At 41.2% G+C, this 22,205-nt stretch carries 22 protein-coding genes; 9 read left to right on the top strand and 13 right to left on the bottom strand.

The window, feature by feature from the left end; all coding sequences use genetic code 11:
• Positions 1-233: 233 nt before the first annotated feature.
• Entirely contained in the window at positions 234-1,022 is a 789-nt protein-coding gene (locus ACWM1W_RS05975; protein WP_005235191.1) for a PaaX family transcriptional regulator C-terminal domain-containing protein, read from the top strand.
• Positions 1,023-1,116: 94 nt separating this feature from the next.
• Positions 1,117-2,094 carry a fatty acid desaturase family protein gene (locus tag ACWM1W_RS05970; RefSeq protein ID WP_214001338.1) on the top strand — a complete coding sequence of 326 codons (978 nt, stop codon included), beginning with the start codon at positions 1,117-1,119 and terminating at the stop codon, positions 2,092-2,094.
• Positions 2,095-2,150: 56 nt separating this feature from the next.
• Here the strand turns inward: ACWM1W_RS05970 and ACWM1W_RS05965 are convergent, their stop codons facing one another.
• Both ACWM1W_RS05965 and yfcF read right to left on the bottom strand, forming a co-directional pair.
• Positions 2,151-3,101 (bottom strand): cation diffusion facilitator family transporter, encoded by a 951-nt coding sequence (locus ACWM1W_RS05965; protein ID WP_214001339.1) that lies wholly within the window; start codon positions 3,099-3,101, stop codon positions 2,151-2,153.
• A gap of 197 nt (positions 3,102-3,298) precedes the next feature.
• Positions 3,299-3,946 carry a glutathione transferase gene (gene yfcF / locus ACWM1W_RS05960; RefSeq protein WP_214001340.1) on the bottom strand — a complete coding sequence of 216 codons (648 nt, stop codon included), beginning with the start codon at positions 3,944-3,946 and terminating at the stop codon, positions 3,299-3,301.
• Positions 3,947-4,171: 225 nt separating this feature from the next.
• Between yfcF and ACWM1W_RS05955 the strand changes: the two genes are divergently transcribed.
• Positions 4,172-4,888, top strand: coding sequence for a glutamine amidotransferase (locus ACWM1W_RS05955; RefSeq protein WP_214001341.1), 717 nt, complete (start codon positions 4,172-4,174; stop codon positions 4,886-4,888).
• Positions 4,889-4,935: 47 nt separating this feature from the next.
• Here ACWM1W_RS05955 and ACWM1W_RS05950 read toward each other — a convergent pair whose 3' ends face one another.
• The 5 genes from ACWM1W_RS05950 to ACWM1W_RS05930 all read right to left on the bottom strand — a co-directional run bounded on the left by ACWM1W_RS05950 (position 4,936) and on the right by ACWM1W_RS05930 (position 9,435).
• A complete protein-coding gene (locus ACWM1W_RS05950) occupies positions 4,936-5,523 on the bottom strand; it encodes a YceI family protein (protein ID WP_005235180.1) in 588 nt (195 codons plus the stop codon).
• Between the two features lie 129 nt (positions 5,524-5,652).
• The gene (locus tag ACWM1W_RS05945; protein ID WP_214002317.1) at positions 5,653-6,066 is read right to left on the bottom strand and encodes a GNAT family N-acetyltransferase; all 414 of its coding nucleotides are present in this window, start codon (positions 6,064-6,066) and stop codon (positions 5,653-5,655) included.
• A 204-nt stretch (positions 6,067-6,270) separates the two neighbouring features.
• A complete protein-coding gene (locus ACWM1W_RS05940) occupies positions 6,271-6,486 on the bottom strand; it encodes a hypothetical protein (protein ID WP_004786275.1) in 216 nt (71 codons plus the stop codon).
• Positions 6,487-6,621: 135 nt separating this feature from the next.
• On the bottom strand, positions 6,622-8,610 hold the full coding sequence (gene tkt / locus ACWM1W_RS05935; protein WP_214001342.1) for a transketolase: 1,989 nt from the start codon (positions 8,608-8,610) through the stop codon (positions 6,622-6,624).
• A 441-nt stretch (positions 8,611-9,051) separates the two neighbouring features.
• Positions 9,052-9,435, bottom strand: coding sequence for a pilin (locus ACWM1W_RS05930; RefSeq protein ID WP_214001343.1), 384 nt, complete (start codon positions 9,433-9,435; stop codon positions 9,052-9,054).
• 471 nt (positions 9,436-9,906) lie between these two features.
• On the opposite strand from ACWM1W_RS05930, the gene metK reads away from it, so the two are divergent.
• The 3 genes from metK to ACWM1W_RS05915 all read left to right on the top strand — a co-directional run bounded on the left by metK (position 9,907) and on the right by ACWM1W_RS05915 (position 13,216).
• Positions 9,907-11,073: a methionine adenosyltransferase gene (gene metK / locus ACWM1W_RS05925; RefSeq protein ID WP_214001344.1), complete on the top strand. Its 1,167-nt coding sequence runs from the start codon at positions 9,907-9,909 to the stop codon at positions 11,071-11,073.
• 336 nt (positions 11,074-11,409) lie between these two features.
• Positions 11,410-11,754, top strand: a complete 345-nt coding sequence (locus ACWM1W_RS05920) for a hypothetical protein (protein WP_175967370.1) — start codon at positions 11,410-11,412, stop codon at positions 11,752-11,754.
• 250 nt (positions 11,755-12,004) lie between these two features.
• Positions 12,005-13,216, top strand: a complete 1,212-nt coding sequence (locus ACWM1W_RS05915; RefSeq protein ID WP_214001345.1) for a YeeE/YedE family protein — start codon at positions 12,005-12,007, stop codon at positions 13,214-13,216.
• A gap of 44 nt (positions 13,217-13,260) precedes the next feature.
• Here the strand turns inward: ACWM1W_RS05915 and ACWM1W_RS05910 are convergent, their stop codons facing one another.
• The 3 genes from ACWM1W_RS05910 to ACWM1W_RS05900 form a co-directional block, all read right to left on the bottom strand.
• Positions 13,261-13,770 (bottom strand): hypothetical protein, encoded by a 510-nt coding sequence (locus tag ACWM1W_RS05910; RefSeq protein ID WP_214001346.1) that lies wholly within the window; start codon positions 13,768-13,770, stop codon positions 13,261-13,263.
• Between the two features lie 62 nt (positions 13,771-13,832).
• Positions 13,833-14,612: a TIGR03915 family putative DNA repair protein gene (locus ACWM1W_RS05905; RefSeq protein WP_214001347.1), complete on the bottom strand. Its 780-nt coding sequence runs from the start codon at positions 14,610-14,612 to the stop codon at positions 13,833-13,835.
• Positions 14,612-15,871: a putative DNA modification/repair radical SAM protein gene (locus ACWM1W_RS05900; RefSeq protein ID WP_175967365.1), complete on the bottom strand. Its 1,260-nt coding sequence runs from the start codon at positions 15,869-15,871 to the stop codon at positions 14,612-14,614. Before ACWM1W_RS05900 ends, ACWM1W_RS05905 begins: the two co-directional genes overlap by 1 nt.
• Before the next feature lie 208 nt (positions 15,872-16,079).
• Here ACWM1W_RS05900 and ACWM1W_RS05895 point away from each other — a divergent pair, with 208 nt between their 5' ends.
• Positions 16,080-17,123, top strand: a complete 1,044-nt coding sequence (locus ACWM1W_RS05895; protein WP_214001348.1) for an NAD(P)H-dependent flavin oxidoreductase — start codon at positions 16,080-16,082, stop codon at positions 17,121-17,123.
• Between the two features lie 64 nt (positions 17,124-17,187).
• On the opposite strand, the gene ACWM1W_RS05890 is transcribed toward ACWM1W_RS05895, so the two are convergent.
• Together ACWM1W_RS05890 and dusB are read right to left on the bottom strand one after the other, a co-directional pair.
• Positions 17,188-17,865: a hypothetical protein gene (locus tag ACWM1W_RS05890; protein ID WP_214001349.1), complete on the bottom strand. Its 678-nt coding sequence runs from the start codon at positions 17,863-17,865 to the stop codon at positions 17,188-17,190.
• Between the two features lie 245 nt (positions 17,866-18,110).
• Positions 18,111-19,136, bottom strand: coding sequence for a tRNA dihydrouridine synthase DusB (dusB, locus tag ACWM1W_RS05885; RefSeq protein ID WP_214001350.1), 1,026 nt, complete (start codon positions 19,134-19,136; stop codon positions 18,111-18,113).
• Between the two features lie 80 nt (positions 19,137-19,216).
• Between dusB and ACWM1W_RS05880 the strand changes: the two genes are divergently transcribed.
• Entirely contained in the window at positions 19,217-20,422 is a 1,206-nt protein-coding gene (locus ACWM1W_RS05880; protein WP_214001351.1) for a DUF1615 domain-containing protein, read from the top strand.
• A complete protein-coding gene (locus ACWM1W_RS05875) occupies positions 20,389-21,054 on the top strand; it encodes an HAD-IB family phosphatase (protein WP_214001352.1) in 666 nt (221 codons plus the stop codon). Before ACWM1W_RS05880 ends, ACWM1W_RS05875 begins: the two co-directional genes overlap by 34 nt.
• Before the next feature lie 53 nt (positions 21,055-21,107).
• Here the strand turns inward: ACWM1W_RS05875 and ACWM1W_RS05870 are convergent, their stop codons facing one another.
• Positions 21,108-22,202 (bottom strand): fatty acid desaturase family protein, encoded by a 1,095-nt coding sequence (locus ACWM1W_RS05870; RefSeq protein WP_214001353.1) that lies wholly within the window; start codon positions 22,200-22,202, stop codon positions 21,108-21,110.
• Positions 22,203-22,205 lie beyond the last annotated feature (3 nt).

The raw sequence follows: 22,205 nt of genomic DNA, 5'->3' as shown, positions 1-22,205 counted from the left end.
GTCTTTTTCGTTGACTTGCTGCTTAGACCAACTTATTGACTGTGAAATAGTGTGCCACAGTAGAAAACCAACACCTTATCTAGTCATTTTTATCCATATACGTTGTCTTTAATTAAAATTAATTGCCTGAATATACAAACACTTTAGTCGTATTTCTCTTTGGTTCTTCATATTCAAAATGCTATTGTACAAAAAGTTTCCAATTTCTCATTTTCTAATCACGATCTAGTTTCATGACTTATAAACTGAATGCCCGACATCTGGTGCTAGACCTGCTCTATGCCTCACATAACTCTACTGTTAGCATCAAACAGATGTTATGTGCAGCAGATTTATTAGGAATCTCTGACAACAGCTTGCGGGTTGCAGTCGCACGACTTAATCAGGATCAGATCATTCAGTCAGTAGAACGCGGCATTTATCAGTTAATTGAAAAAAAATTTGATACTTCTTTTATTAGCCTGAACAAACATCCCAATATGCAGACCGCTACGGCTTGGGATGGTAAGTACATTCTGGTTTATACCGGTGCTTTGGGGCGAGTAGATCGTACGGCCTTATCTAAACGGGAAAAAGCCCTGCGTTATTATGGATTTCAGGAACTGGAACAGAACGTGTTTATCCGCCCGGACAATTTGCAACTTGGTTTGAACGAGCTTAAATCAGCAGCCGTCAAGTTTGGTCTGGATCAAGGCGCACGATTTTTTCAGGTCAGCGAGATCGATCAGCACACCCATGTATCTGCACTTTGGGATATTCATGGCCTGCATCAAACTTATTTGAATATCAGCCAGGAAATTGAACAATGGTTTGAAAACCATCAACAGTTATCCTTGGCTGAATCAGCTAAAACCGCCTTTTATCTGGCAAAATCTGCTGTATTTAGTCTGCGTGCAGATCCGCTATTGCCTGAAGAATGGCTAGATGCTCCAGCCCGACAAAAGTTTGAACTGGCCGTACGGCGTATGGAGGAGCAAGGCCAGCAGTTATGGCAGCAATATTTTCAACAACAAGGTGTATAATTTATTTCCTACATACTCACAAAAGTAAATTGACTGTAATATTTTAATTCAAATATAGTGATAAGAAATACAAGAATTAGATCAAGGCAGAATAATGAACAGTAAAGTGAGCGTCACAGAGCTATTTAGCCGTGAAGAAATTAGAGAGCTGACTACCCCATCCGATTTACAGGGTGCTCTGGCAGTGGGTTCAACTTGGGCTGTGATTGTTTTGACCTTTGGCACAATTGCTTATAGCTGGAAATATTTACCAGTCTGGGGAAAAATATTGATGTGTGCCTTGGCATTAGCCATTCTGGCGGGTCGCCAACTCGCTATGGCCATTTTGATGCACGACGCCTCACACCATAGTTTGTTTAAAACCAAGTGGCTAAACACACACTTCACTGACTGGCTATGCGCCCGTCCGATCTGGAATGAGGTCGGTAAATATCGTCCTTATCATTTGAAACATCATGCCCGCACCTCTCAACCTGATGATCCAGATTTAGGTCTGGTCAAAAACTTTCCAATTACTAAACAATCATTATTCAGAAAATTCTTTAGAGATCTAAATGGTCAATCCGGCCTAAAATTTCTGTCTGGCCGAGTCTTGATGGATTTAGAACTTCTGGAATGGAGTGTTTCCAATGATCCGAAACCAATTCCTCGTGGTAATCGCAGTAACTTGGAACTGGCAAAGAATCTGTTAAAAAATAGCTCGGGCATGCTGATTTCCAATGCTGCCTTATTTTCCGCACTTTGGGCCAGCGGTCATCCGAAACTTTATTTATTATGGCCCCTAGCTTATATTACCCCTTTCCCACTGTTTATCCGTATCCGGGCAATGGCTGAGCATGCTGGTCTAGAAACCAGCCATTCTGCATTGACTAATACCCGTACCACTCGTGCAGGTTGGCTAGCGCGTGCTTTCGTTGCACCGATTCATGTAAATTATCATATTGAACATCATTTAATGGCCTCTGTTCCACATCAAAATCTGCCCAAAATGCATCAGATGTTGCGAGAGCGCGATTATGTGAAAGCACCACCGAGTTATAAAGATGTAATTGTGTCATTATTGAAAGACTAAAATTAAAAGATCGAAGTTTAAAAATACATTAAGTGTGATGGCAAAATTTCTCAAACTTAATGTTGATGGCTTTCCTTATGCTCATGCTGTTCATGTAAATGGTCCGATTGCCGATGCTGTTCTGGGGGACAATCTTCTGCTTCAATTTGCAATGTCATCTCGGTGATATGATGTTCATAATGCAACATCTCAAACGCCTCTTGATGCAACTTTTTATAGTCAACGTCTGGCGCAACTAAATGCACCGTCAACATTACCTTCTTGGAAGTAATCGCCCAGACTTTTAGCTGATGAATATCTTCAACACCGTCTAGCGCCAGTAGGTCATGGCGCAGTTTTTCAATATCGATTTCATCAGGAACCCCTTCTAGCAGAATATTGATGCTCTGTTTCAACAAAATCCATGTCCGTGGAATTACCCAGAATCCGATCATGACCGCAATCACGGTATCGATCCACATCCAGCCACTGAAATAGATGATGATTGCGCCAATAATGACACCCACCGAACCTAGTGCATCACTCAGTACTTCCAGATAAGCTCCTTTAATATTCAAGCTTTCCTGACTGCTAGAAACCAGAATTTTCATGGAAATCAGATTAATAACCAGTCCAAGTATGGCGACAATCAACATGCCCAGACTTTCAATTTCAGGGGGATGACTTAGGCGCTGGTAAGCTTCAAACAGGATATACACCGCTACCAGAAATAGCATAATCGCATTAAACAAAGCTGCCAGAATTTCAAATCGCTGGTAGCCAAAGGTACGTTTATCATCTGCTGGTTTTTGCCCGATCTTAATTGCAGCTAGAGCAATCGCCAGTGCGGCTGCATCTGTAAACATATGTGCCGCATCAGAAAGCAAGGCCAGACTCTGAGTCATAAAACCGGCAATGACTTCTACAATTAAAAAGACTGTCGTCAGAGCTAAGGCGATGGACAGTTTTTTAGCATTCTTCGCACTAACTTCTACATGACTATGATCATGATGATGTGATCCACCCACCGTATACTCCTTTTCATTTGAATCTGATTCTAAGTTTTAGCTACTTCTTATTACCTATACTTTCTATACTACGCCTGCGCTGCTGATATTTAAGCAATTTTTTGTATAACGTGTCTCTCTTTTAAAATATCCATGTCTATTCATTAAGCAAACTTAGTACTTAAATTATTAAATTTACCTCTCTACCCGATATAGAATCAAAACTCAGCATGAGTACGCAGTTTTTCATTTTCCAAAATCCAGGACTGCACTGAAGATCGCTGAAAATTACGCTGAATATAAGCCTGAATCTTTTCGGGAAGCTCAACATCGTGACTAAGCAGACGATGCAGCATAAAGGCTAGATCAAAGTCTGCAATTGACCATTGTTCGGTGAGCCATAGCTCTTCAAGTAAAGTTTCTGTGATTGCCAGTAAGCGCTGAATATCCTGCATGGTTTCAGCCGATGCGATTAAAGGCCTTTTAGGTGGAACAAAGATCGAAGTTGAAGGCATATCCTGCCGGATAGAGGAAAAATCAGTTTTCATCAAAGCCTGAACGGCGCGGCATTTTGCTCTGGCTTTCATCTCTGCAGGATATGAAGCAGGATAATCCGGTGCCGGAAAAGCATCTTCCAGATATTCGGTAATCGCCCAAGATTCAAACAAATGAAAATCATCAATAATCAGGCAAGGGACTTTGCCACTCGGACAAATTTTACGATAAGCTAAAGATTGCTGTTCCAGCAGATTCAGATCGATCATTTTTTCCTGAAAGTTGAGTCTTTTCTCTTTTAAAGCCACATAAACCGACATGACATAAGGACTGATACGTTTTTTATCGACATATAAGCAGATATTGTGCATTTTTTATCCTGCCTCTTATGATTATCCACTGCTTTCTACTCTAACGCCTTTTTTATAGAAAAGGAAAATATCGCTGCATAATGATACAAAGCGGAGTTATAGTCTTACATAGGCTTGCCGATTCGGATGAATCACCTACCTAAGGCTAAATCACCGGATTAAAAAGACTTCTAATTTTTTGCAGAATAACGTTAAATAAATATTTTCCATTTAGACCTGACTGCTATGCTGAACCTTGACCACTTCCCTGATACCGTATATGCCATTCAACATCTGGCTTTTGAAGACCTAGGTGCCTGGGAAGATGTGTTTTATCAGCTAGGATTACGTGTTCGCTATTTTGAAGCCGGAATTGATGACCTACGAAAGGCGTATGAATATAAAGGTCTGACAATTATTTTAGGGGGTCCAATTGGTGTCTATGAAACGGTGGACTACCCTTTCTTACAACAAGAAATAGACTTACTTAAAGTGCGTTTAGAGAAGAATTTACCCACTTTAGGTATTTGTCTGGGTACTCAACTCATTGCTCATGCACTCGGTGCTAAAGTCTATGCAGGACATAGCAAAGAAATTGGCTGGTCTAAGCTTACTCTTCCAGTCGCTGAGAATAATCCACTACAAGCCTTGGAAAATATTGAAGTGCTACATTGGCACGGCGATACTTTTGATCTGCCTGAACAGGCTGAATTGCTGGCCAGCTCTGATCTTTATCCAAATCAGGCCTTTCGGGTAGGACAGAATATTCTAGCACTACAATTCCATGCTGAAGTAGCCAGTGAAAGTTTAGAGAAATGGCTGATTGGACATACCTGTGAGTTACGCAAAGCCCAAATCAATATCCCCACCTTGCGGGCGGATCATCAAAGCTATGCACCCGCGCTTGAACAGGCAGCCAGTTCGGTATTGATGCATTATTTAGAAAACCTGCAACTTAAATAACCGTAATAAAAAAGCACCCTATTGGGTGCTTTTTTAATTTGTCATTCTTACTTTTTCGGAGCAGGTACAGAAGCCTCGGTAGTAATGTTCACTGTAATTTTATCGCCCACATTTGGAACATAGCCGCCTACCCCAAAGGCTGAACGGTTAAATGAAGTGGTTGCATTAAAACCAATCGTTTGTAATTTGGTCATTGGATGTACGCCTTGTTTATTTAAAACTGCATCCAGTACCACAGGTTTAGTGACATCTTTCACGGTTAAGTTACCGGTGATTTTGTATTTGTTTTTGCCTAAAGCCTGAACTTTAGTACTTTTAAAAGTGATATTCGGATATTTGGCAGCATCAAAAAATTCTGCTGTCTTAATATGGTCATCCAGCGCTTTCACATTCGTATTAATGCTTGCAACCGGGATATTCACATTGACCGAAGAATTCGCAGGTTTTTCATTATCAACATTAATCGTACCCTGTATATCACTGAAGTTTGCAGATGGTGTAGAGAAACCAAAGTGGCTCCAAGAAAAAACCGTTGCTGAATGAGTCGGGTCAATCGTATAAGCCACTGGTTTTGCCATAGAAAATGTTGCTACAGATGCGACCGCCAAGCCTAATGCTAATGTTTTTAAATTCATGTTTTTATCTCACGTTTTGGATGTTATTAAGTGTATAGAATCTGGAACCGTTTACAGCCTTAAAGATAAAACGTTTTGTTGCAGCAATGAAACGATAAAATTGTAAGTTATTTTTTTAATTTTTGAGCTTTAATCCATACGGTACTGAATAAATCCAGTTTTCTTGGCGACTTTGTTATACAACGCTTGCGCCTGATGATTTGATTCCTGAGTCAGCCAGTAAACCCGGTCGCAATTACGCTGCTGCGCTACCTGATAGACATGCTGAATCAACTTTCGCGCCACGCCCCGTCCGCGATAGTCCGGATAGGTAAATAGATCCTGCAAATAAGCATATGGTCTTACTGTCCAGCTACTGTTATGCTCGATGACATGCACAATCCCAACGACCTTTTCATCAATCAAGGCCGCAAAACCGTACATTGAATCTAATTCATAATTGGTTAATTTATCCCAGGTATTTTTACTTACCTCATCCGAAATTTGCGTTTGATAAAAGCGTTGATAGTCTTGCCATAAAGATAGCCATTCTGACTGTGAGATTTGATCTGGATCTAGGGCTGTATATTCATGTTTAACTGCTTCTTTGGCTTATTTCTTTAATTTAAGTCGTTTCGATAGTGGTCGCGGAATTTTTATAGCAACTTCAACTTAGCTTTATCTCATCTGGCGCTCATAAGCAACCTGTCAGATGGAAATCATCCGACATAAAAAAAGCCCCAATTAGGGACTTTTCACGCTTTATATTTAAAGTTTTTCAACCAGAATACGATCCACCTGTTTCAAACCAGAATGCTTTTCATGGTTCTTGCGACGTACTTTAATGATTTTTTCTTCAGCCATTTCCTGAAGTAATAGCTCAACCGCAACCATTGCTTCAAGGGGGAGATCCTGCCCGATCCATTTCTGCTCGCCTGCATCCATTAAAGTAATTTCATCACTAATTTGTTCATACAAGCTCATGTTTATCTCACTCTTTCATTTCAATTATGGGAGAACACTTTTTAGCGGTTGCCACATGAAAACAAGGCTAGAAAGCGAAAAAACAAAAGACGCCCCAAAACTGGGGCGCCCTTAAAAAACGACTTAATCAGTTGATTAAGCAGTAATCTCTTTTACAGCTGCTACAACAGCTTCAGTTGTAATACCGAAGTGTTTGAACAGGTCTTTAGCAGGTGCAGATTCACCGTAAGTGGTCATACCGATCACACGACCATCAAGACCTACAAATTTCCACCAGTAATCTACATGTGCAGCTTCAACCGCTACACGTGCACGAATCGCTGCAGGAAGAACTGATTCACGGTAAGCAGCATCTTGCTTCATGAATTCTTCAGCACATGGCATAGATACGACACGTACACCTTCAAGCTGTGCATAAGCTTCCATTGCAAGAGAAACTTCAGAACCAGTCGCAATGATAATCGCTTTCAATTCGCCTTTTTCTTCAGCCAGAACATAACCACCTTTCACTACATTCTCAATTTGTGCTTGAGTACGAGTCTGGAATGGCAGGTTTTGACGAGAGAAGATCAACGCTGTTGGACCTTCTGAACGCATTAAAGCAGATTTCCAGGAAATCGCTGCTTCAACGGTGTCACATGGACGCCATGTATTCAGGTTTGGTGTACCACGTAAAGATGCGATTTGTTCGATTGGCTGGTGTGTAGGACCATCTTCACCCAGACCGATTGAATCGTGAGTGTAGACATGAATCACACGTTGTTTCATCAGCGCAGACATACGTACTGCATTACGTGCATATTCCATAAACATCAGGAATGTTGCTACATAAGGAATGAAACCGCCATGCAATGCTACACCATTGGCAATCGCAGTCATACCAAATTCACGTACGCCGTAATGAACATAGTTACCTGCTGGATTGTCCTGTACACCTTGTGCACCTTTCCAAAGTGTCAGGTTAGAACCTGCAAGGTCAGCAGAACCACCTAGTACTTCTGGTAATGAAGGTACAAGTGCTTGTAACGTATTTTGGCTCGCTTTACGTGTTGCAATGGTTTCTTCTTTCGCATTTACTTCAGCGATGTAAGCATCTGCTTTTGCAACGAAGTCAGCTGGAAGATCACCAGAAAGACGACGTTTTAATTCAGCTGCTTCTGTTGGATATTTTGCTGCATAAGCGGCAAAAGTTTCGTTCCATGCTGCTTCAGCTTGTGAACCTTTTTCTTTGGCATCCCAAGCTGTGTATACATCCTCAGGAATGACAAATGCTTCGTCTGACCAGCCAAGCGCTTCACGAGTCAATACGATTTCGTCATTACCCAAAGGTGCACCGTGACAGTCTTCTTTACCCTGTTTGTTTGGTGAACCTAAACCGATCACTGTTTTACACATGATGATGGTTGGTTTGTTCGCTTCAGCTTTTGCTTCAACAGTCGCTTGACGGATTGCATCAGCATCATGACCGTCAACTTTGATCACTTGCCAGCCATAAGACTTGAAGCGTTGTTCTGTATCGTCAGAGAACCAGCCTTCAACTTCACCGTCAATTGAAATGCCGTTGTCGTCATAGTAAGCAATCAGCTTGCCTAGACCTAAAGTACCTGCCAAAGAACATGCTTCGTGAGAAACACCTTCCATCAAGCAGCCATCGCCCAGAAAGCAGTAAGTGTAGTGATCAACAACTTTGATATCGTCTTTGTTGAATTGCGCAGCTAAAGTTTTCTCAGCCAGTGCGAAACCAACAGCATTTGCGATACCTTGGCCTAAAGGACCAGTGGTTGTTTCAATACCCGGTGCATAGCCCAATTCTGGGTGACCTGGAGTTTTAGAATGAAGTTGACGGAATGCTTTAAGATCTTCAATTGAAAGATCATAGCCCGTTAAATGAAGAAGTGCGTATTGAAGCATAGAGCCATGGCCATTCGACAATACGAAACGGTCACGGTTAGCCCAATTCGGATTTGTTGGGTTATGGTTTAAGAATTCACGCCAAACCACATCAGCGATATCTGCCATCCCCATTGGAGCACCTGGATGTCCTGAGTTTGCTTTTTGCACAGCATCCATTGCCAATACACGAATTGCGTTTGCAATACGACGTTCATTAAGCGGGGTTGTCATAAATCAGCGTCCAAATAAATTCAGAAGAAATAGGAAATGATGAAAAGACTTTCAAAACTGCCGTCTATTGTCTTAAAAAAACAGCGAGGGGTAAAGACTAGCCTACAATATTTATCAATTTATTGATCTTGTATTTACCTATCGGATAAATATTCTGCACTTTTAAGGTGCATTGATTGATTAGAATCTAAGTTAGATTCTAATAAGATGATAAATCTGGGATTATTCTTAACTATTTTTTATAAATTAAACTTTCACAATATGTTGAATTCCTCTCCAAGATACATCCAGATAGGAGTCAAAACAGAAGATCCAGACTTAAATAAGTGATCTTTTCCAGTCCATAAAAATGCATATGTGAATATCTATTATCTGCCCAAGATCATCAGACATGAAAAGATAAAGGTTGAAGTTCAATCAGGCTAATCGATACCACGAAAATTATTGTCCTCGGCAATCTTTAGGTAAATAACGCTGACTGATATCGCTCGACGAACAACTGCCGCTATAGACATCAAAAGCGATGGATTTCCCACGGATTGCCGTATCTACCCTATCCTGCCGTAGCTTAAATTCAATCCGACAAGCGGCATTGATCACGACTTTTTCAATATATTGGGTTCCGCTGCCAATTTGACGGCCTGCATCACAATGGCCATCCGATGCAATAAATTGAGTTCGATAGCTACCTGCCTGCTTAAAAACCTCTGCTAGTTGGCTTCGCACTACATAACTGTGATAACTCATGCCTGCTACTGTCGCCAGAATGGCAATAATCGTGAGTACAATCATGACTTCAATCAAGGTAAACGCCTTTTGATACATGCTTTTTCATCTCCGTACAGTCTTTTAAACAAATCCATACCAAAAGATTTCGCCACTTCCTGACAGGCGGTTTCTGAAGACTTGAAGCTACTATGCAGAGTCGTACTATTTGCAGCAAGGCTGTCTGTCGTGTGGTCAATACACCCACCTTAATTTATTAATAGAATGATCACTTTCCTTGATATTTGAGGCATTTAATTTTTATATTTTTCTTAGTACTTAGTTATGCAAATTTGTTTAGAAATATCACTGCTTAATAAGCGTCTCTTATCAATTCACAGATTATTTATTAAGTTTATTAAATGAATCCACCCTGCTGTTTAATTAGGCATATCAGTTTTTTTAATTCCAATAATCAAATAAAAGCACAATAATTTGAAACAATTTCGTGCAATTTTGTCGAGTTGCGCTAGTCCTAGAGCACAAGTCGATGTAACATATCGGGTCTTTAAATTTAACTGTGATAGGACTATGCGCGAGTACGCTGTATTTACTTCGGAATCTGTAAGCGAAGGCCATCCAGATAAAATGGCTGACCAAATCAGTGATGCTATCTTGGATGCAATCTTAAAAGAAGACCCATATGCACGGGTTGCTTGTGAAACGCTTGTAAAAACAGGTGCGGTTGTACTTGCCGGTGAAATCACAACAACTGCGAACATCGATTTTGAAGCGGTTGTCCGCCATACCGTTAACAGTATTGGTTATCATCATTCTGACCTTGGCTTTGATGGTTCGACTTGTGCGATCATCAACATGATCGGTAAACAGTCTCCTGAAATTGCTCAGGGTGTAGACCGTCAGAAACCGGAAGATCAAGGTGCCGGCGACCAAGGCTTGATGTTTGGTTATGCCAGCCGTGAAACTGATGTACTTATGCCTGCGCCAATTTCTTATGCGCACCGCTTAATGGAAAAACAGGCTGAATTACGCCGTAACGGTACATTGCCTTGGTTACGTCCAGACGCAAAAAGCCAGGTGACTTTCGCTTATGAAAATGGCGTACCTGTTCGTCTAGATGCTGTTGTGCTTTCGACTCAACACGATCCTGAAATTTCACAAGCTCATTTAAAAGAAGCTGTGATTGAAGAAATCGTGAAAAAAATCATTCCTGCCGACATGTTCCATGCAGATACCAAATTCCACATCAACCCGACCGGGATGTTTGTGATCGGTGGTCCTGTAGGTGACTGTGGTCTGACTGGCCGTAAAATCATTGTAGACACTTACGGTGGTATGGCACGTCACGGTGGCGGCGCATTCTCTGGTAAAGATCCATCGAAAGTTGACCGTTCTGCTGCTTATGCAGGCCGTTATGTTGCGAAAAACATTGTCGCTGCGGGTCTTGCAGACAAATGTGAAATTCAGGTGTCTTATGCGATTGGTGTAGCCGAGCCTACTTCAATTTCAATCAATACCTTCAATACAGGCAAAGTGTCTGATGAATTGATCGTTCAATTGGTACGTGAGCACTTTGACCTGCGTCCATACGGTATTACCCGTATGTTGAACATGATCCAACCGATGTATAAACAGACTGCTGCTTATGGTCACTTTGGTCGTGAAGGTTCAGATACTGCGTTTACTTGGGAAAAAACTGACAAAGTCGAAGCACTTAAAGCATCTGCTGGTCTATAAGTTTTCAGGTTTTAAAAGCTCGCTTTATGCGGGCTTTTTTATGGCTTCTAATTTTAGCCTGACAAAAATTGAGCCGGAAATAGTTGTGTTTTGTTACATCTAAAACTACATCTTAAAGCAGATAAACTCACTTTTTATAAGCGGTGAGAAGCAATCCACACAAGGTTTGTAAGAAAATACATTCAAATAATCAGACGATTGATATTTAGCAGAAATTGTATAAGTCTTTATAAAAATTACATTTAGCGAACAAATTCTGATCTAATTATTAGCATAAATTCAAATAAATACTCGCTAGACTGTTTTCGACCTTACAACTACAAAGGATATGACACGATGAATAAATTACTTGTTGCTTTGGGTTTAGCTGCAACCGTTGCTTTAGTGGGTTGTAATAAGAAAGAAAATCCTGAAACAGGTGCGACAACTGGCGAACATTTAGAAAATGCTGCTGATCAAGCAGGCCATGATATAGAAGATGCCACTCATGAGGCTTCTCAAGAAACTGATCAAGCCATGGATAATGCGGCTGCAAATGCTTCCCGTGCCGCTGATGAAGCCGCCGCTGCGACTTCTCGAGCAGCCGATGCCACTGCTGAAGCCGCTAAAAACGCGACTGCTGCAACTGCCGGTGCTATTGAAGAAGGTGCAGGCAAAGTACGTGAGAAAGCTGAAAATTAATTTTTAAAGCTTTCGATCTTTAAAAGCCTGCTTTGCAGGCTTTTAAACTTTTTATACGTTTCACTATTAGGCAGGTGATTGTTCTAATTAAGCTGATATCTTTTGAAATAATCACGACCTTATATCATTTAAAGTCATAATTATTATCAGTTATCAGGATGTTTAATTGACTCTTAGTAGCCTTAGATCAGCCCATTTTAGTGAGAAATTGCGTAATATACGCGACTTTATTTTTAAAGCTTGATCTCCCATGTCTGTTATTGCTGCGTCTTCCCAGCGATCGAATCTCTCGGTCTGTGTGGCTTTTATTTTACTTGTATTAGGAACTGTCGGTGCTTATCACATCGTAGGTCTAAACCAGGCTCTATTATTTCTGGTGGGTGGTGCACTGGGCATGACCTTGTATCACGCCTCGTTTGGTTTTACCTCCAGCTGGCGCATCTTTATTAAAGAACGTCGTGGTCGTGGCTTACGTGCCCAAATGATCATGCTGAGTCTTGCTGTATTGCTATTTTTCCCTGCTTTAGGCGCAGGTGAACTGTTCGGTAATCCAGTTCAAGGCTTTGTCAGTCCGGTTTCACTGTCTGTGGTGATCGGGGCATTTCTTTTCGGGATTGGCATGCAGCTCGGTGGCGGCTGTGCATCAGGTACACTCTATACTGTGGGTGGTGGCAGTGCCCGTATGCTGGTCACCCTGTTCTTTTTCTGTGCCGGCTCACTGATTGCGACTTCGCATATTGACTGGTGGTTTAACCTACCTCATTTCGCACCTATCTCCATTGTAGAAAGTTTTGGTGTCATTCCTGCACTTGTTTTGAGCTTTGTTATTTTTGCTGTTATTGCTACTGCAACTATCTTTTTTGAAAAGAAACGTCATGGCAATTTAGAAGTTGAACCTCAAAGCCAGCATCAGGGCTGGAAACGTTTTTTACGTGGTCCGTGGCCATTAATCTGGGGCGGAATCATTTTAACCCTGCTTAACTTTGCTACTTTGGCGCTGGCTGGTCGTCCATGGGGGGTTACTTCTGCCCTTGCTGTCTGGGCCGCGAAATCTGCAAGTTTTGTTGGAATTGATGTAGCCTCTTGGGCGTATTGGCAGCAACCAGCAAATGCCAAGGCCTTATCTGAATCGCTCTGGTTCGATATTACGTCCATGATGAACTTTGGCATCATGCTTGGTGCATTATTGGCTGCCAGTCTGGCAGGTAAATTTGCTCCGAACTTCAATATTCCAAAACGTTCATTGGTTGCTGCGGTTATTGGCGGCTTGATGCTCGGCTATGGCGCTCGTTTGGCTTATGGCTGTAATATTGGTGCCTATTTTAGTGGTATTGCTTCAGGCAGCGTACATGGCTGGTTATGGTTGGTCTTTGCATTCCTTGGAAATGGTCTGGGTGTAAAACTTCGTCCAATTTTCTTCCCCGGTGAGAAACCTCAACCAGAAAAATTAACTGGTTGCTAAATAAAAAGCCCATCTTTGTGATGGGCTTTTTTATAGCTTCATACTTATAACGCAGCTTTTAAGTTACAGCCATAATTCATGGTCTGTTGAACCTGGCGATAAGTGGTATAACGATCCAGAATAAAAGTATAGAACTGATCGCTAGATGCAAAATTGGATTTCAGGTCTTCATTCTCGGCTTTAGGTAACTGGATCTGATCGACCAGATTCAGATTATAATGCCCCAAGCGATACATCTCGGCAAAATAGCCATTCATCATGTCACAATAGGCCACTTTACTGGATTTTAGAGCAGTCCGGCTGACAGGATGCTGATTCAAGGTTTGCAGATTATTTACATCCAGAGGCAGCTGATGAGAAAAGGCAATGCTTTCTACTTTTTTAAATTGCTGAAAGTCCTGTGCCAACTTACTGTTTAGATCATCAAAACGTTGCTGTAATTCCTGTGCACTTTTAACCTGATATTTACCCGGATCTACTGCTATTTTCTGTTGCTCTGCTGAACATGCAGCCAATCCAGTTACCATAGCTAATGATGCCAGCCATACCTTCATATCTATACACTCGATCTAAATATTAGCTGCCATTATGCCTTAAACTTGGGCGAAGATTTTATTTAAAGTACTTTCTCATTCATATAACGCCAGTAGCGCTTAGGTACATACTGGATATGCAGTTTCATATTTTGTCGTGCCTGAATATTCACGCTTTTAAAATAATCTTTCCAAAGCTGATCATAGAGTACTTCTTCATCATCCAGTTCAATGCTAAAAGACTGACTATGTCCAATCCGGATTTGTGGATCAACTATTTCTGCATTCATTTCTATCTGATGTACATCATCTAAATCGTAATAGATACCGTACTGGCGCTGCTCATCATAAATTAACCAACGCTGATCTTGGTAACGTTCCTTAAAATGCCGGGAAATAATCGGCAGTACATTAAAATCCGGTTTGACCAGACTGAGGAACAATCCATCTTTGGCTTTTTTGAAGCGGACAAAAGCTTCCATACGATGCTTTTCACGCCCGACCTGTTTGCACCATTGTGACATTCCGATGACTGCATGATGGCCATAATCTTTATCAACCGGCCGTTGGTTTTTAAATACATAAACTGCAAAATCGAACAGGTTCTGAAATGCCTGTTCTTTTTCAGAAAGAAAAGCATAATAAAAGGCCTTTAAACTGCTAGATGATACTTTCTGTTTTAGGCCTTGCCAGACACGTTGCCCATGACTTTCATTCGAGGCCACATGAATAAAATCATCGAATAAGCCATTTTGTGCCTGCGGATTGGCAGTCACCTTGACATCAAATTCTTTAAATTCAAAAGCCCGAAAGATACAACTTAATAAACCGGTCATGGTGCCATCAAAACAGTAGTGTGCCATCAGAAACCGAATCCCAGTTGAGGTGACAATTGTTGCTGATATTTGGATTGACCAGCTTGTAAAATCTGCTGGCGAATCTGCTGGGATTGCTGCTCCTTTTTAAATTTTGGTGTATCTGCACAGCGGATAAAATGCTGTGCCCGGTTATACGCCACGCCCATCCTTTTCAGTTGGTCAATATGAATCTGACCAAAACGGCGTGCCTGTACAATCTTTTTGGCAGAACGTACTCCAATGCCCGGCACGCGTAAAATCATTTTGTAGTCGGCCCGGTTAATATCAACCGGGAAGGCCTCAGGATGACGTAAAGCCCAGCTCAGCTTTGGATCAATATCCAGATCCAGATTTGGATGCTGGTCATCTACAATTTCATCTGCTGAAAATCCATAAAAACGCATCAGCCAGTCAGACTGATATAGACGATTTTCTCTTAATAAGGGTGGTGCTGAGCCAATTGCCGGTAAGGCTTTTTCTTCGGGATTAATCGGAATATAGCCAGAAAAATACACACGTTTCAGCTTAAACTCCTTGTAGTGCCGATCAGCCATCAAAATAATATCTTTGTCCGTCTCACTATGCGCACCAACCACCATTTGCGTGGTCTGCCCTGCAGGAACAAATTTAGGAACGGATTTGATGATCTTACGTTCATCTTTCAACTGGATTAAACGGTCCCGCACAATTCCCAGATCTTTTTGTACTTCAGTATGGGTTTTCTCTGGGGCAAACTTTTGTAAGCCTGCTTCGGTCGGCATTTCCAGATTGATACTCATCCGGTCGACATATAAACCTGCTTCAGTAATAATCTCCTGTGATGCTCCAGGAATGGTTTTGAGATGAATATAACCATTAAAATTTTCTTCAAGACGCAACTTTTTCACCACCTGCAACATCCGCTCCATGGTGTAATCTGCTGATTTAAAGATTCCCGAACTGAGAAACAGCCCTTCAATATAATTACGGCGATAAAAATTCATGGTCAGATCGACCACTTCCTGCACGGTAAATGCAGCACGTTTTACGTCATTGGAACGACGGGAGACACAATAGGCACAGTCAAAAATGCAGACATTGGAAAACAGTATTTTCAGTAATGAGACACAGCGGCCATCTTCAGTATAACTATGACAGATCCCATTTCCGGTATTGCCCAAGCCTTTGTCTTTATTTTTGCGGTTGCTGCCACTCGATGAACAGGACACATCATATTTGGCGGCATCAGCTAAAATTTGTAGTTTTTCTCGGATACGATCAGACATGATTTCAGCAAGTTGTTGGCTAAAAACCTATTATAAATTTTCCCTGTTCTGAACTATAGCTTTGCTGTCTTTGTGACGACATCTCATGTCGTAAGAAATGTAATTGAACCGTTATCCATACAGCATTATTTCAAAATAAAATAACCAATATGATTTGCTTAATTCTGCGGCTATAGGCAAAGTAGGTAGAGTAACAGGGAGCAAATCTATGTCTTTATTAGAAAAACTTGGAATAAAACATCCTATTTTTTTGGCCCCTATGGCAGGCGTTTCGACACCTGAACTGGCAGCGGAAGTTTCAAATCAAGGTGGTCTGGGTTCGCTCGGCTTGGGAGCCAGCAGCGTAGAATCTGCGCGCCAGCAGATTTTAATAACTCAGGAACTTACAGACTGCCCATTTCAGGTTAACTTTTTCTGTCATGACAGCCAGCCTCTTGATGAAAACGTAGCTCAAGCCTGGATTGACCAGTTTAAAGATAAATTTGCTGAATACGGAATTAATCCACCCACTCAATTACACTGTATTTACCCAAGTTTTAAAGACAATGATGATTTCTTGAATCTGGTTCTGGAAACCAGACCATGTGCGGTCAGCTTTCATTTTGGCATTCCTCTTCCGCATCAGGTTCAGGCTCTAAAAGATGCCGGTATTCTGACGATGGTATCTGCCACCAATTTTGCTGAGGCCAAAGCCATTCAAGAGGCAGGGATTGATATCATCATTGCTCAAGGCATTGAGGCTGGAGGTCACCGAGGTATCTTTAGCACCAAGTTTGATGCCTCAGTCAAAACCTCTAATCTGGTCAAGTTAATAAAACAGCATTTTTCATTGCCAGTGGTTGCTGCAGGCGGAATCATGAATGGTAAACAAGCACGTCAGATGATGGACTTCGGCGCTGAAGCAGTACAATTAGGCACGGCATTTGTTCAGTGTAAATCTTCCAATGCCAATGACGCCTATCGTAAAGCGCTACTGTCCAAGCCGCTGACTCAAGTTAGTGCCAGCATTTCCGGCCGTCCAGCGCGTGGCATCATTAATCACTGGCATATAGACATCGACACTCCTGATCGTCTGGATGTACCTGCCTATCCATATACTTATGATCTGGCCAAGCAGTTACATGCAGCAGCGTCCAAACATGGTGATCAGGGTTATGGCGCGTTTTGGGCTGGTTCAAATGTGGCGCAAATTCGTGAGATGGAAGCCTCTGATTTAATTAATCAGTTAGTGCTGGAAATGAAACAAAAATAAAGCAAAATTTAATTTTAGAACATAAAAAAACCTCTCCAAAGAGAGGTTTTTTATATGGATTCTTTTAACGCGTCATACGATGCCAAGCATCTTTGATCGCAAATTTTGCTTCTTCCCAATTCAAACGAGATTCACCTTTCACCTGTTCCCATTTAGTTCGTAGTTCAGGTTCGGCATGTTCAAAGTCAGTCTGACGGTCATATAGCGGACGGTTTTCATAACCAACCCGATAAGCACTACGATAGTCACGATCATAGTCTAGATCGCTGTAGGTAATACGTGATTCAGTATAGTACGGACGGTTAGTATGCTCAGTTCTCCAGTAATCATCTTCCTGCTTAATCGTGTCCGGATGCTGATAATTATCTGCCTCTGGATGATTTTCTGGATGCTCGTAGTTATCCGTCTGTTTCGAATGATCAGGTGAAGCAATATCATTTCCTGCAATGCCGCCTACAACACCGCCAATGATACCGCCTACTACTGCACCTGGAGGACCACCTACCAGACCGGCAGTCGCTCCAACTGCTGCCCCGCCTAAAGTACCTGCACTGGTAGCAAGTACATTATCCTCGCCTTCATTCATATCTGGCACACGAGGATTATCTTTTTGAGGTGAATTCAAATCTGGTCGAGCACTGGCATCTGTTGCATCTTGATTTAATGCGTCACTACGTTCCTCTGGTAATTCAGTCGAGGTTTTATTGCCAAAGTCTGTAACTGGACGATTGGTATTTGTCATTATAGATCTCCCTTGATCATGAGAATGAACAAGATTGAATAAACATCTTGCCATGCTAGAAATTCAGCTTAGAGCAATTTCACGTAAACAATGTCCATATCCTGTCCAGTTTCAGTGAACTTAATATGCGGCTATGTTCACTACAGTCTTTAATGTAACGGAAGCATATAAAATTTTAGCTATAAGATAAAAAAGGTACTGTATTTACTACAGTACCTTTTAGAAGAACTAGGAAATCTCTCTTTTTATTTAGTTTCTAACAGATTCACCTGATCTACTTGTACATCGCTCATGATATGGCCTTGTTCTAGTAGTCCATTAAAATAGTTTTCCACCACTTTATATTGATCGGCAGTGTTTTCTACCTGATACATATTTTGACGGAATTCATTACTGGAACGTAAACCTTTGGTATACCAGGCAATATGCTTACGCGAAATACGGCAACCTGAGTATTCACCATAAAATTCATAAAGCTCAGATAGATGTCCTAATAACACATTTTTCACTTCAGCAATACTTGGTGCAGCAAGATGCTCTCCAGTTTCTAAATAATGTGCAATTTCACGAAAAATCCACGGACGTCCTTGTGCAGCACGGCCAATCATGATGGCATCTGCACCTGTATAGTCCAGTACATATTTGGCTTTCTCAGAGCTATCAATATCTCCGTTCGCAATCACGGGAATATTCAGCATCTCTTTAACTTCCTTGATTAAGGAGTAACGTGCCGTATTGAGGTACATGTCTTCACGAGTACGACCATGTAATGCTAATGCTGCAATCCCCGCGTCTTCAGCACGTTTTGCAACTCGCAGAATATTTTCGTGTCCATTCAGATAACCTAAACGGGTCTTTAAAGTCACAGGAACATCAACTGCAGCGACGACTGCATCTAAAATACGTGCAACCAGATCTTCATCCTTTAACAAGGCAGAACCAGCCAACTTATTACAGACTTTTTTGGCTGGACAACCCATATTGATATCAACAATTTGTGCTCCATTTGCAACCTGATAACGTGCTGCCTCAGCTAAGTCATGCGGATCAGAACCAGCAATCTGCGCTGAGATTGGTGCCAGCTCACCATCAAAATTTGCCCGATATAAGCTCTTTTTGCTCATGCGCAAGGTCTTGTCAGAAGTCATCATTTCACTGACTGCATGACCCGCACCGAAGTACTTACATAAGGTTCTAAATGGACGATCGGTGACACCTGCCATGGGAGCGACAATCAAATTATTTGACAGTTGATAGGGACCAATATACATATAAATTCATCACTTTTCTAATGGTCATAGTATACTGCATCTGCCTTGTTCACTCATCTTTTCAATTTATTTACGACACCATGAACAAATATTTTGCTCAAGCTTTTTCTCTTAAGTCCTTATCCCTACTTGCTTTATCTATTAGCCTTGTAGGGTGTGGCAATGGTTCATGGTGGTCAAATGATGAACCAACTCTTGAAGTTGAACATATTCGCAAAGCCATTCCAAGTCGTGTCAGTCAGCGCGAATCCTGGGCACAAGATATTTATGACATTACTGACCAGCTCGGTATTCCACAAACTAAAGAGAATATCTGTTCAATCGTAGCAGTTGTCGATCAGGAATCTAACTTTAATGCAGACCCGGTAGTTCCTGGTCTTGGTGGAAAAGCCGTTAAAGAAGTTCAGGAACGGCTGGAAGAAAAATTTAAAGATAAACTTGGTGAAAGTATCGGTGGAACAGTTGCAGGATATTTCCAGGATGTACTAAAAAACCATCCAAGCCCAGAAGACAATTATTTAAGCCAGATGCGTCGGGTCAAAACCGAACGTCAATTAGATGAACTTTATCGTGAAATCTTTGATTACATGGCTAAGCATTATCATGTAAGTGCATTGACAGGTGCAGCTAAACTGTTTGGGCAAAATATTGGCGAAAAAATGAATCCGATTACAACCTTGGGTTCTATGCAGGTTCATATCAGCTATGCCAAGGAATATAAACGTCAAGGTGGTAGTATTGCTGATTTACGTAGTGACCTGTATAGCCAGTATGGCGGACTCTATTACGGGATTCATCGATTGATGATGTACCCTGCGGATTATGAAAAACCGATTTATCGCTTTGCTGATTATAACTCTGGGATGTATTCCAGCCGTAATGCAGCATTCCAGAGCATGTTAAATAGCTTAACCGAAGCTGAGTTGAGTCTGGATGGCGATTTACTACTATATACTAAAGATGGCGCGATTCGCTCACAAAAGAGTCAATCTGAACGAGAGCTCATCAACGTTTTTGCAAAAAATAATTTTATTATTACTGAACGTCAGATTCGGGCTGACTTAAAGAAAGAAAAAGTTAAAGATTTTGAGGATACTATGACTTATCGTGGCATCAGTAAACTTTATCAAGAAAAAACTGGTAAAGAGCCAATTTATGCAATGATGCCAGAAGTCGTGATCTCAGGCCCAAAATTGAGTCGTGAGTATAATACTAACTGGTTTGCCACCCGTGTCGATGGTCGTTACCAAACATGCATGCGCCGCATCAAAAACATAAAACTCTAGCCTTATTTGACTTTGATGGAACCCTGTATCCTTATGACAGTTTCACAGGGTTCATTTTCTATGCCTTAAAGAAAAGGCAAATTCTGAAACGTGGACTTCGTATTCTGCCTTGGATTCAGGCTTACTATCTTAAGCTCTATCCTGCTCATGCGATGCGACCAAAACTGTATTACACCATGTTCAGAAATAGTCATGCGCATGAAATTCAGCAGCTTGCCGAAGAATATGCACAGCGGCTTGTTTTAAGATTGAATCCCAAGCTCTTAAAGCAACTCAGACAACACCAGCAACTCGGGCATCAAGTCGTTCTCGTTTCAGCCTCGTTAAATTTATATTTAAAACCGGTTTGTACTTATTTAGGCATTGACCTGATTTGTAGTGAAGTAGAAATTCTGACAGGCGAAATGACAGGTTTATACAACACACCTGATTGTAGTAAGGATCAGAAGAAAAGCAGAATCTTGGAAAAATATAATTTAGAAGATTATGCTGAAATTTATGCTTATGGAAATAGTGAGGAAGATGAGGCAATGTTAAGCCTTGCACAGTATGCTTATTTAGAAGGACGAGATAAAGTACTTCCATTACTTGAAATGAATTTACCCAAGTCTGAACTTAAAATAATTAATTAAACTGAGAATAATAAAAAACCGCTATGAACAGCGGTTTTTTATTGAAATCTATATTACTTCTTAAACGGAAACGCATATTTCACGATACGTTTAATCACGCTGCCATACTGTTTTACCAGACTGGCATTATTATAGTTTAAGCCGTATTTTTTACATACCGCTTCTACTTTTGGTGCCATTTGACGATAACGGCGTGCAGGCACATCTGGATATAAGTGATGTTCAATCTGATGGCTCAAATGTCCAGTCAAAATATGAAACGCTTCAGAACCGGTTAAGTTTGAAGAACCACGAATCTGACGCATATACCAGTGACCACGGCTTTCATTTTCCATGACGGCTTTCGGAAACACTTCTACATCTTTAGTAAAGTGACCACAGAAAATAATACTAAAAGTCCAGATATTACGAAGACCATTTGCCACCAGGTTACCTGTCAATACCGGTAATGCTGCAGGACCTGCAATCAACGGAAAGAATACATAATCTTTGAATAATTGCTTACCAATTTTACGCTGCATTGGCTCCCATTCTTCAAGAGTTTGTTCTTTGGTTTTACGGCCTTTGAAGTATTTACCCAATTCAAGGTTTTGAATGGCTACGCCCCACTGGAATAATAAGCAAAATGGAATACTGTAAATTGGCTGTAATAAATAGCCTGGTTTCCAGCGTTGCTCAGGGAATAAACGCAACAAGCCATAACCAATATCATCATCCATACCTTTAATATTGGTATAGGTATGATGCTTAAAGTTATGGGTTTGACGCCAGTTGTCTGAAGTTCCGACAATATCCCACTCGTAAGTCTGGCCATTGAGCTTCGGATCATTCATCCAGTCATATTGACCGTGCATGACATTATGACCCAGTTCCATATTTTCCATGATTTTGGCAAAGCCTAATAAGCCTGTACCCAACAACCATGCTGGCGGAAACCAGCCTGCGAATAATAAGGCACGACCTGCAATCGATGAATAACGGATGCTCGAATATACGCGACGGATATATTTGGCATCTTTTTCACCTAAATCATCCAGCACTTCCTGTTTGATGGCATCAAGCTCACGTGCAAGTTCATCTAGCTCAGATTGGGTCAGTTCACGGTTTTTAGGATTTTTAAAATACTGTAATTTTACTGGCATATTCATAGG

This window comes from Acinetobacter sp. TW_SC_4, assembly GCF_054861205.1.
The sequence above is the reverse complement of the archived record's forward strand: the minus strand, read 5'-3'. Positions and strand labels throughout refer to the sequence as shown.

Bases quoted from the DNA above. Each gene is read 5' to 3' on its own strand.
- ACWM1W_RS05975 (WP_005235191.1), top strand. From the start codon at position 234: ATGACTTATAAACTGAATGCCCGACATCTGGTGCTAGACCTGCTCTAT.
- ACWM1W_RS05970 (WP_214001338.1), top strand. From the start codon at position 1,117: ATGAACAGTAAAGTGAGCGTCACAGAGCTATTTAGCCGTGAAGAAATT.
- yfcF (WP_214001340.1), bottom strand. From the start codon at position 3,946: ATGCACAATATCTGCTTATATGTCGATAAAAAACGTATCAGTCCTTAT.
- ACWM1W_RS05955 (WP_214001341.1), top strand. From the start codon at position 4,172: ATGCTGAACCTTGACCACTTCCCTGATACCGTATATGCCATTCAACAT.
- ACWM1W_RS05950 (WP_005235180.1), bottom strand. From the start codon at position 5,523: ATGAATTTAAAAACATTAGCATTAGGCTTGGCGGTCGCATCTGTAGCA.
- ACWM1W_RS05940 (WP_004786275.1), bottom strand. From the start codon at position 6,486: ATGAGCTTGTATGAACAAATTAGTGATGAAATTACTTTAATGGATGCA.
- tkt (WP_214001342.1), bottom strand. From the start codon at position 8,610: ATGACAACCCCGCTTAATGAACGTCGTATTGCAAACGCAATTCGTGTA.
- ACWM1W_RS05930 (WP_214001343.1), bottom strand. From the start codon at position 9,435: ATGTATCAAAAGGCGTTTACCTTGATTGAAGTCATGATTGTACTCACG.
- metK (WP_214001344.1), top strand. From the start codon at position 9,907: ATGCGCGAGTACGCTGTATTTACTTCGGAATCTGTAAGCGAAGGCCAT.
- ACWM1W_RS05920 (WP_175967370.1), top strand. From the start codon at position 11,410: ATGAATAAATTACTTGTTGCTTTGGGTTTAGCTGCAACCGTTGCTTTA.
- ACWM1W_RS05915 (WP_214001345.1), top strand. From the start codon at position 12,005: ATGTCTGTTATTGCTGCGTCTTCCCAGCGATCGAATCTCTCGGTCTGT.
- ACWM1W_RS05910 (WP_214001346.1), bottom strand. From the start codon at position 13,770: ATGAAGGTATGGCTGGCATCATTAGCTATGGTAACTGGATTGGCTGCA.
- ACWM1W_RS05905 (WP_214001347.1), bottom strand. From the start codon at position 14,612: ATGGCACACTACTGTTTTGATGGCACCATGACCGGTTTATTAAGTTGT.
- ACWM1W_RS05900 (WP_175967365.1), bottom strand. From the start codon at position 15,871: ATGTCTGATCGTATCCGAGAAAAACTACAAATTTTAGCTGATGCCGCC.
- ACWM1W_RS05895 (WP_214001348.1), top strand. From the start codon at position 16,080: ATGTCTTTATTAGAAAAACTTGGAATAAAACATCCTATTTTTTTGGCC.
- ACWM1W_RS05890 (WP_214001349.1), bottom strand. From the start codon at position 17,865: ATGACAAATACCAATCGTCCAGTTACAGACTTTGGCAATAAAACCTCG.
- dusB (WP_214001350.1), bottom strand. From the start codon at position 19,136: ATGTATATTGGTCCCTATCAACTGTCAAATAATTTGATTGTCGCTCCC.
- ACWM1W_RS05880 (WP_214001351.1), top strand. From the start codon at position 19,217: ATGAACAAATATTTTGCTCAAGCTTTTTCTCTTAAGTCCTTATCCCTA.
- ACWM1W_RS05875 (WP_214001352.1), top strand. From the start codon at position 20,389: ATGCATGCGCCGCATCAAAAACATAAAACTCTAGCCTTATTTGACTTT.
- ACWM1W_RS05870 (WP_214001353.1), bottom strand. From the start codon at position 22,202: ATGAATATGCCAGTAAAATTACAGTATTTTAAAAATCCTAAAAACCGT.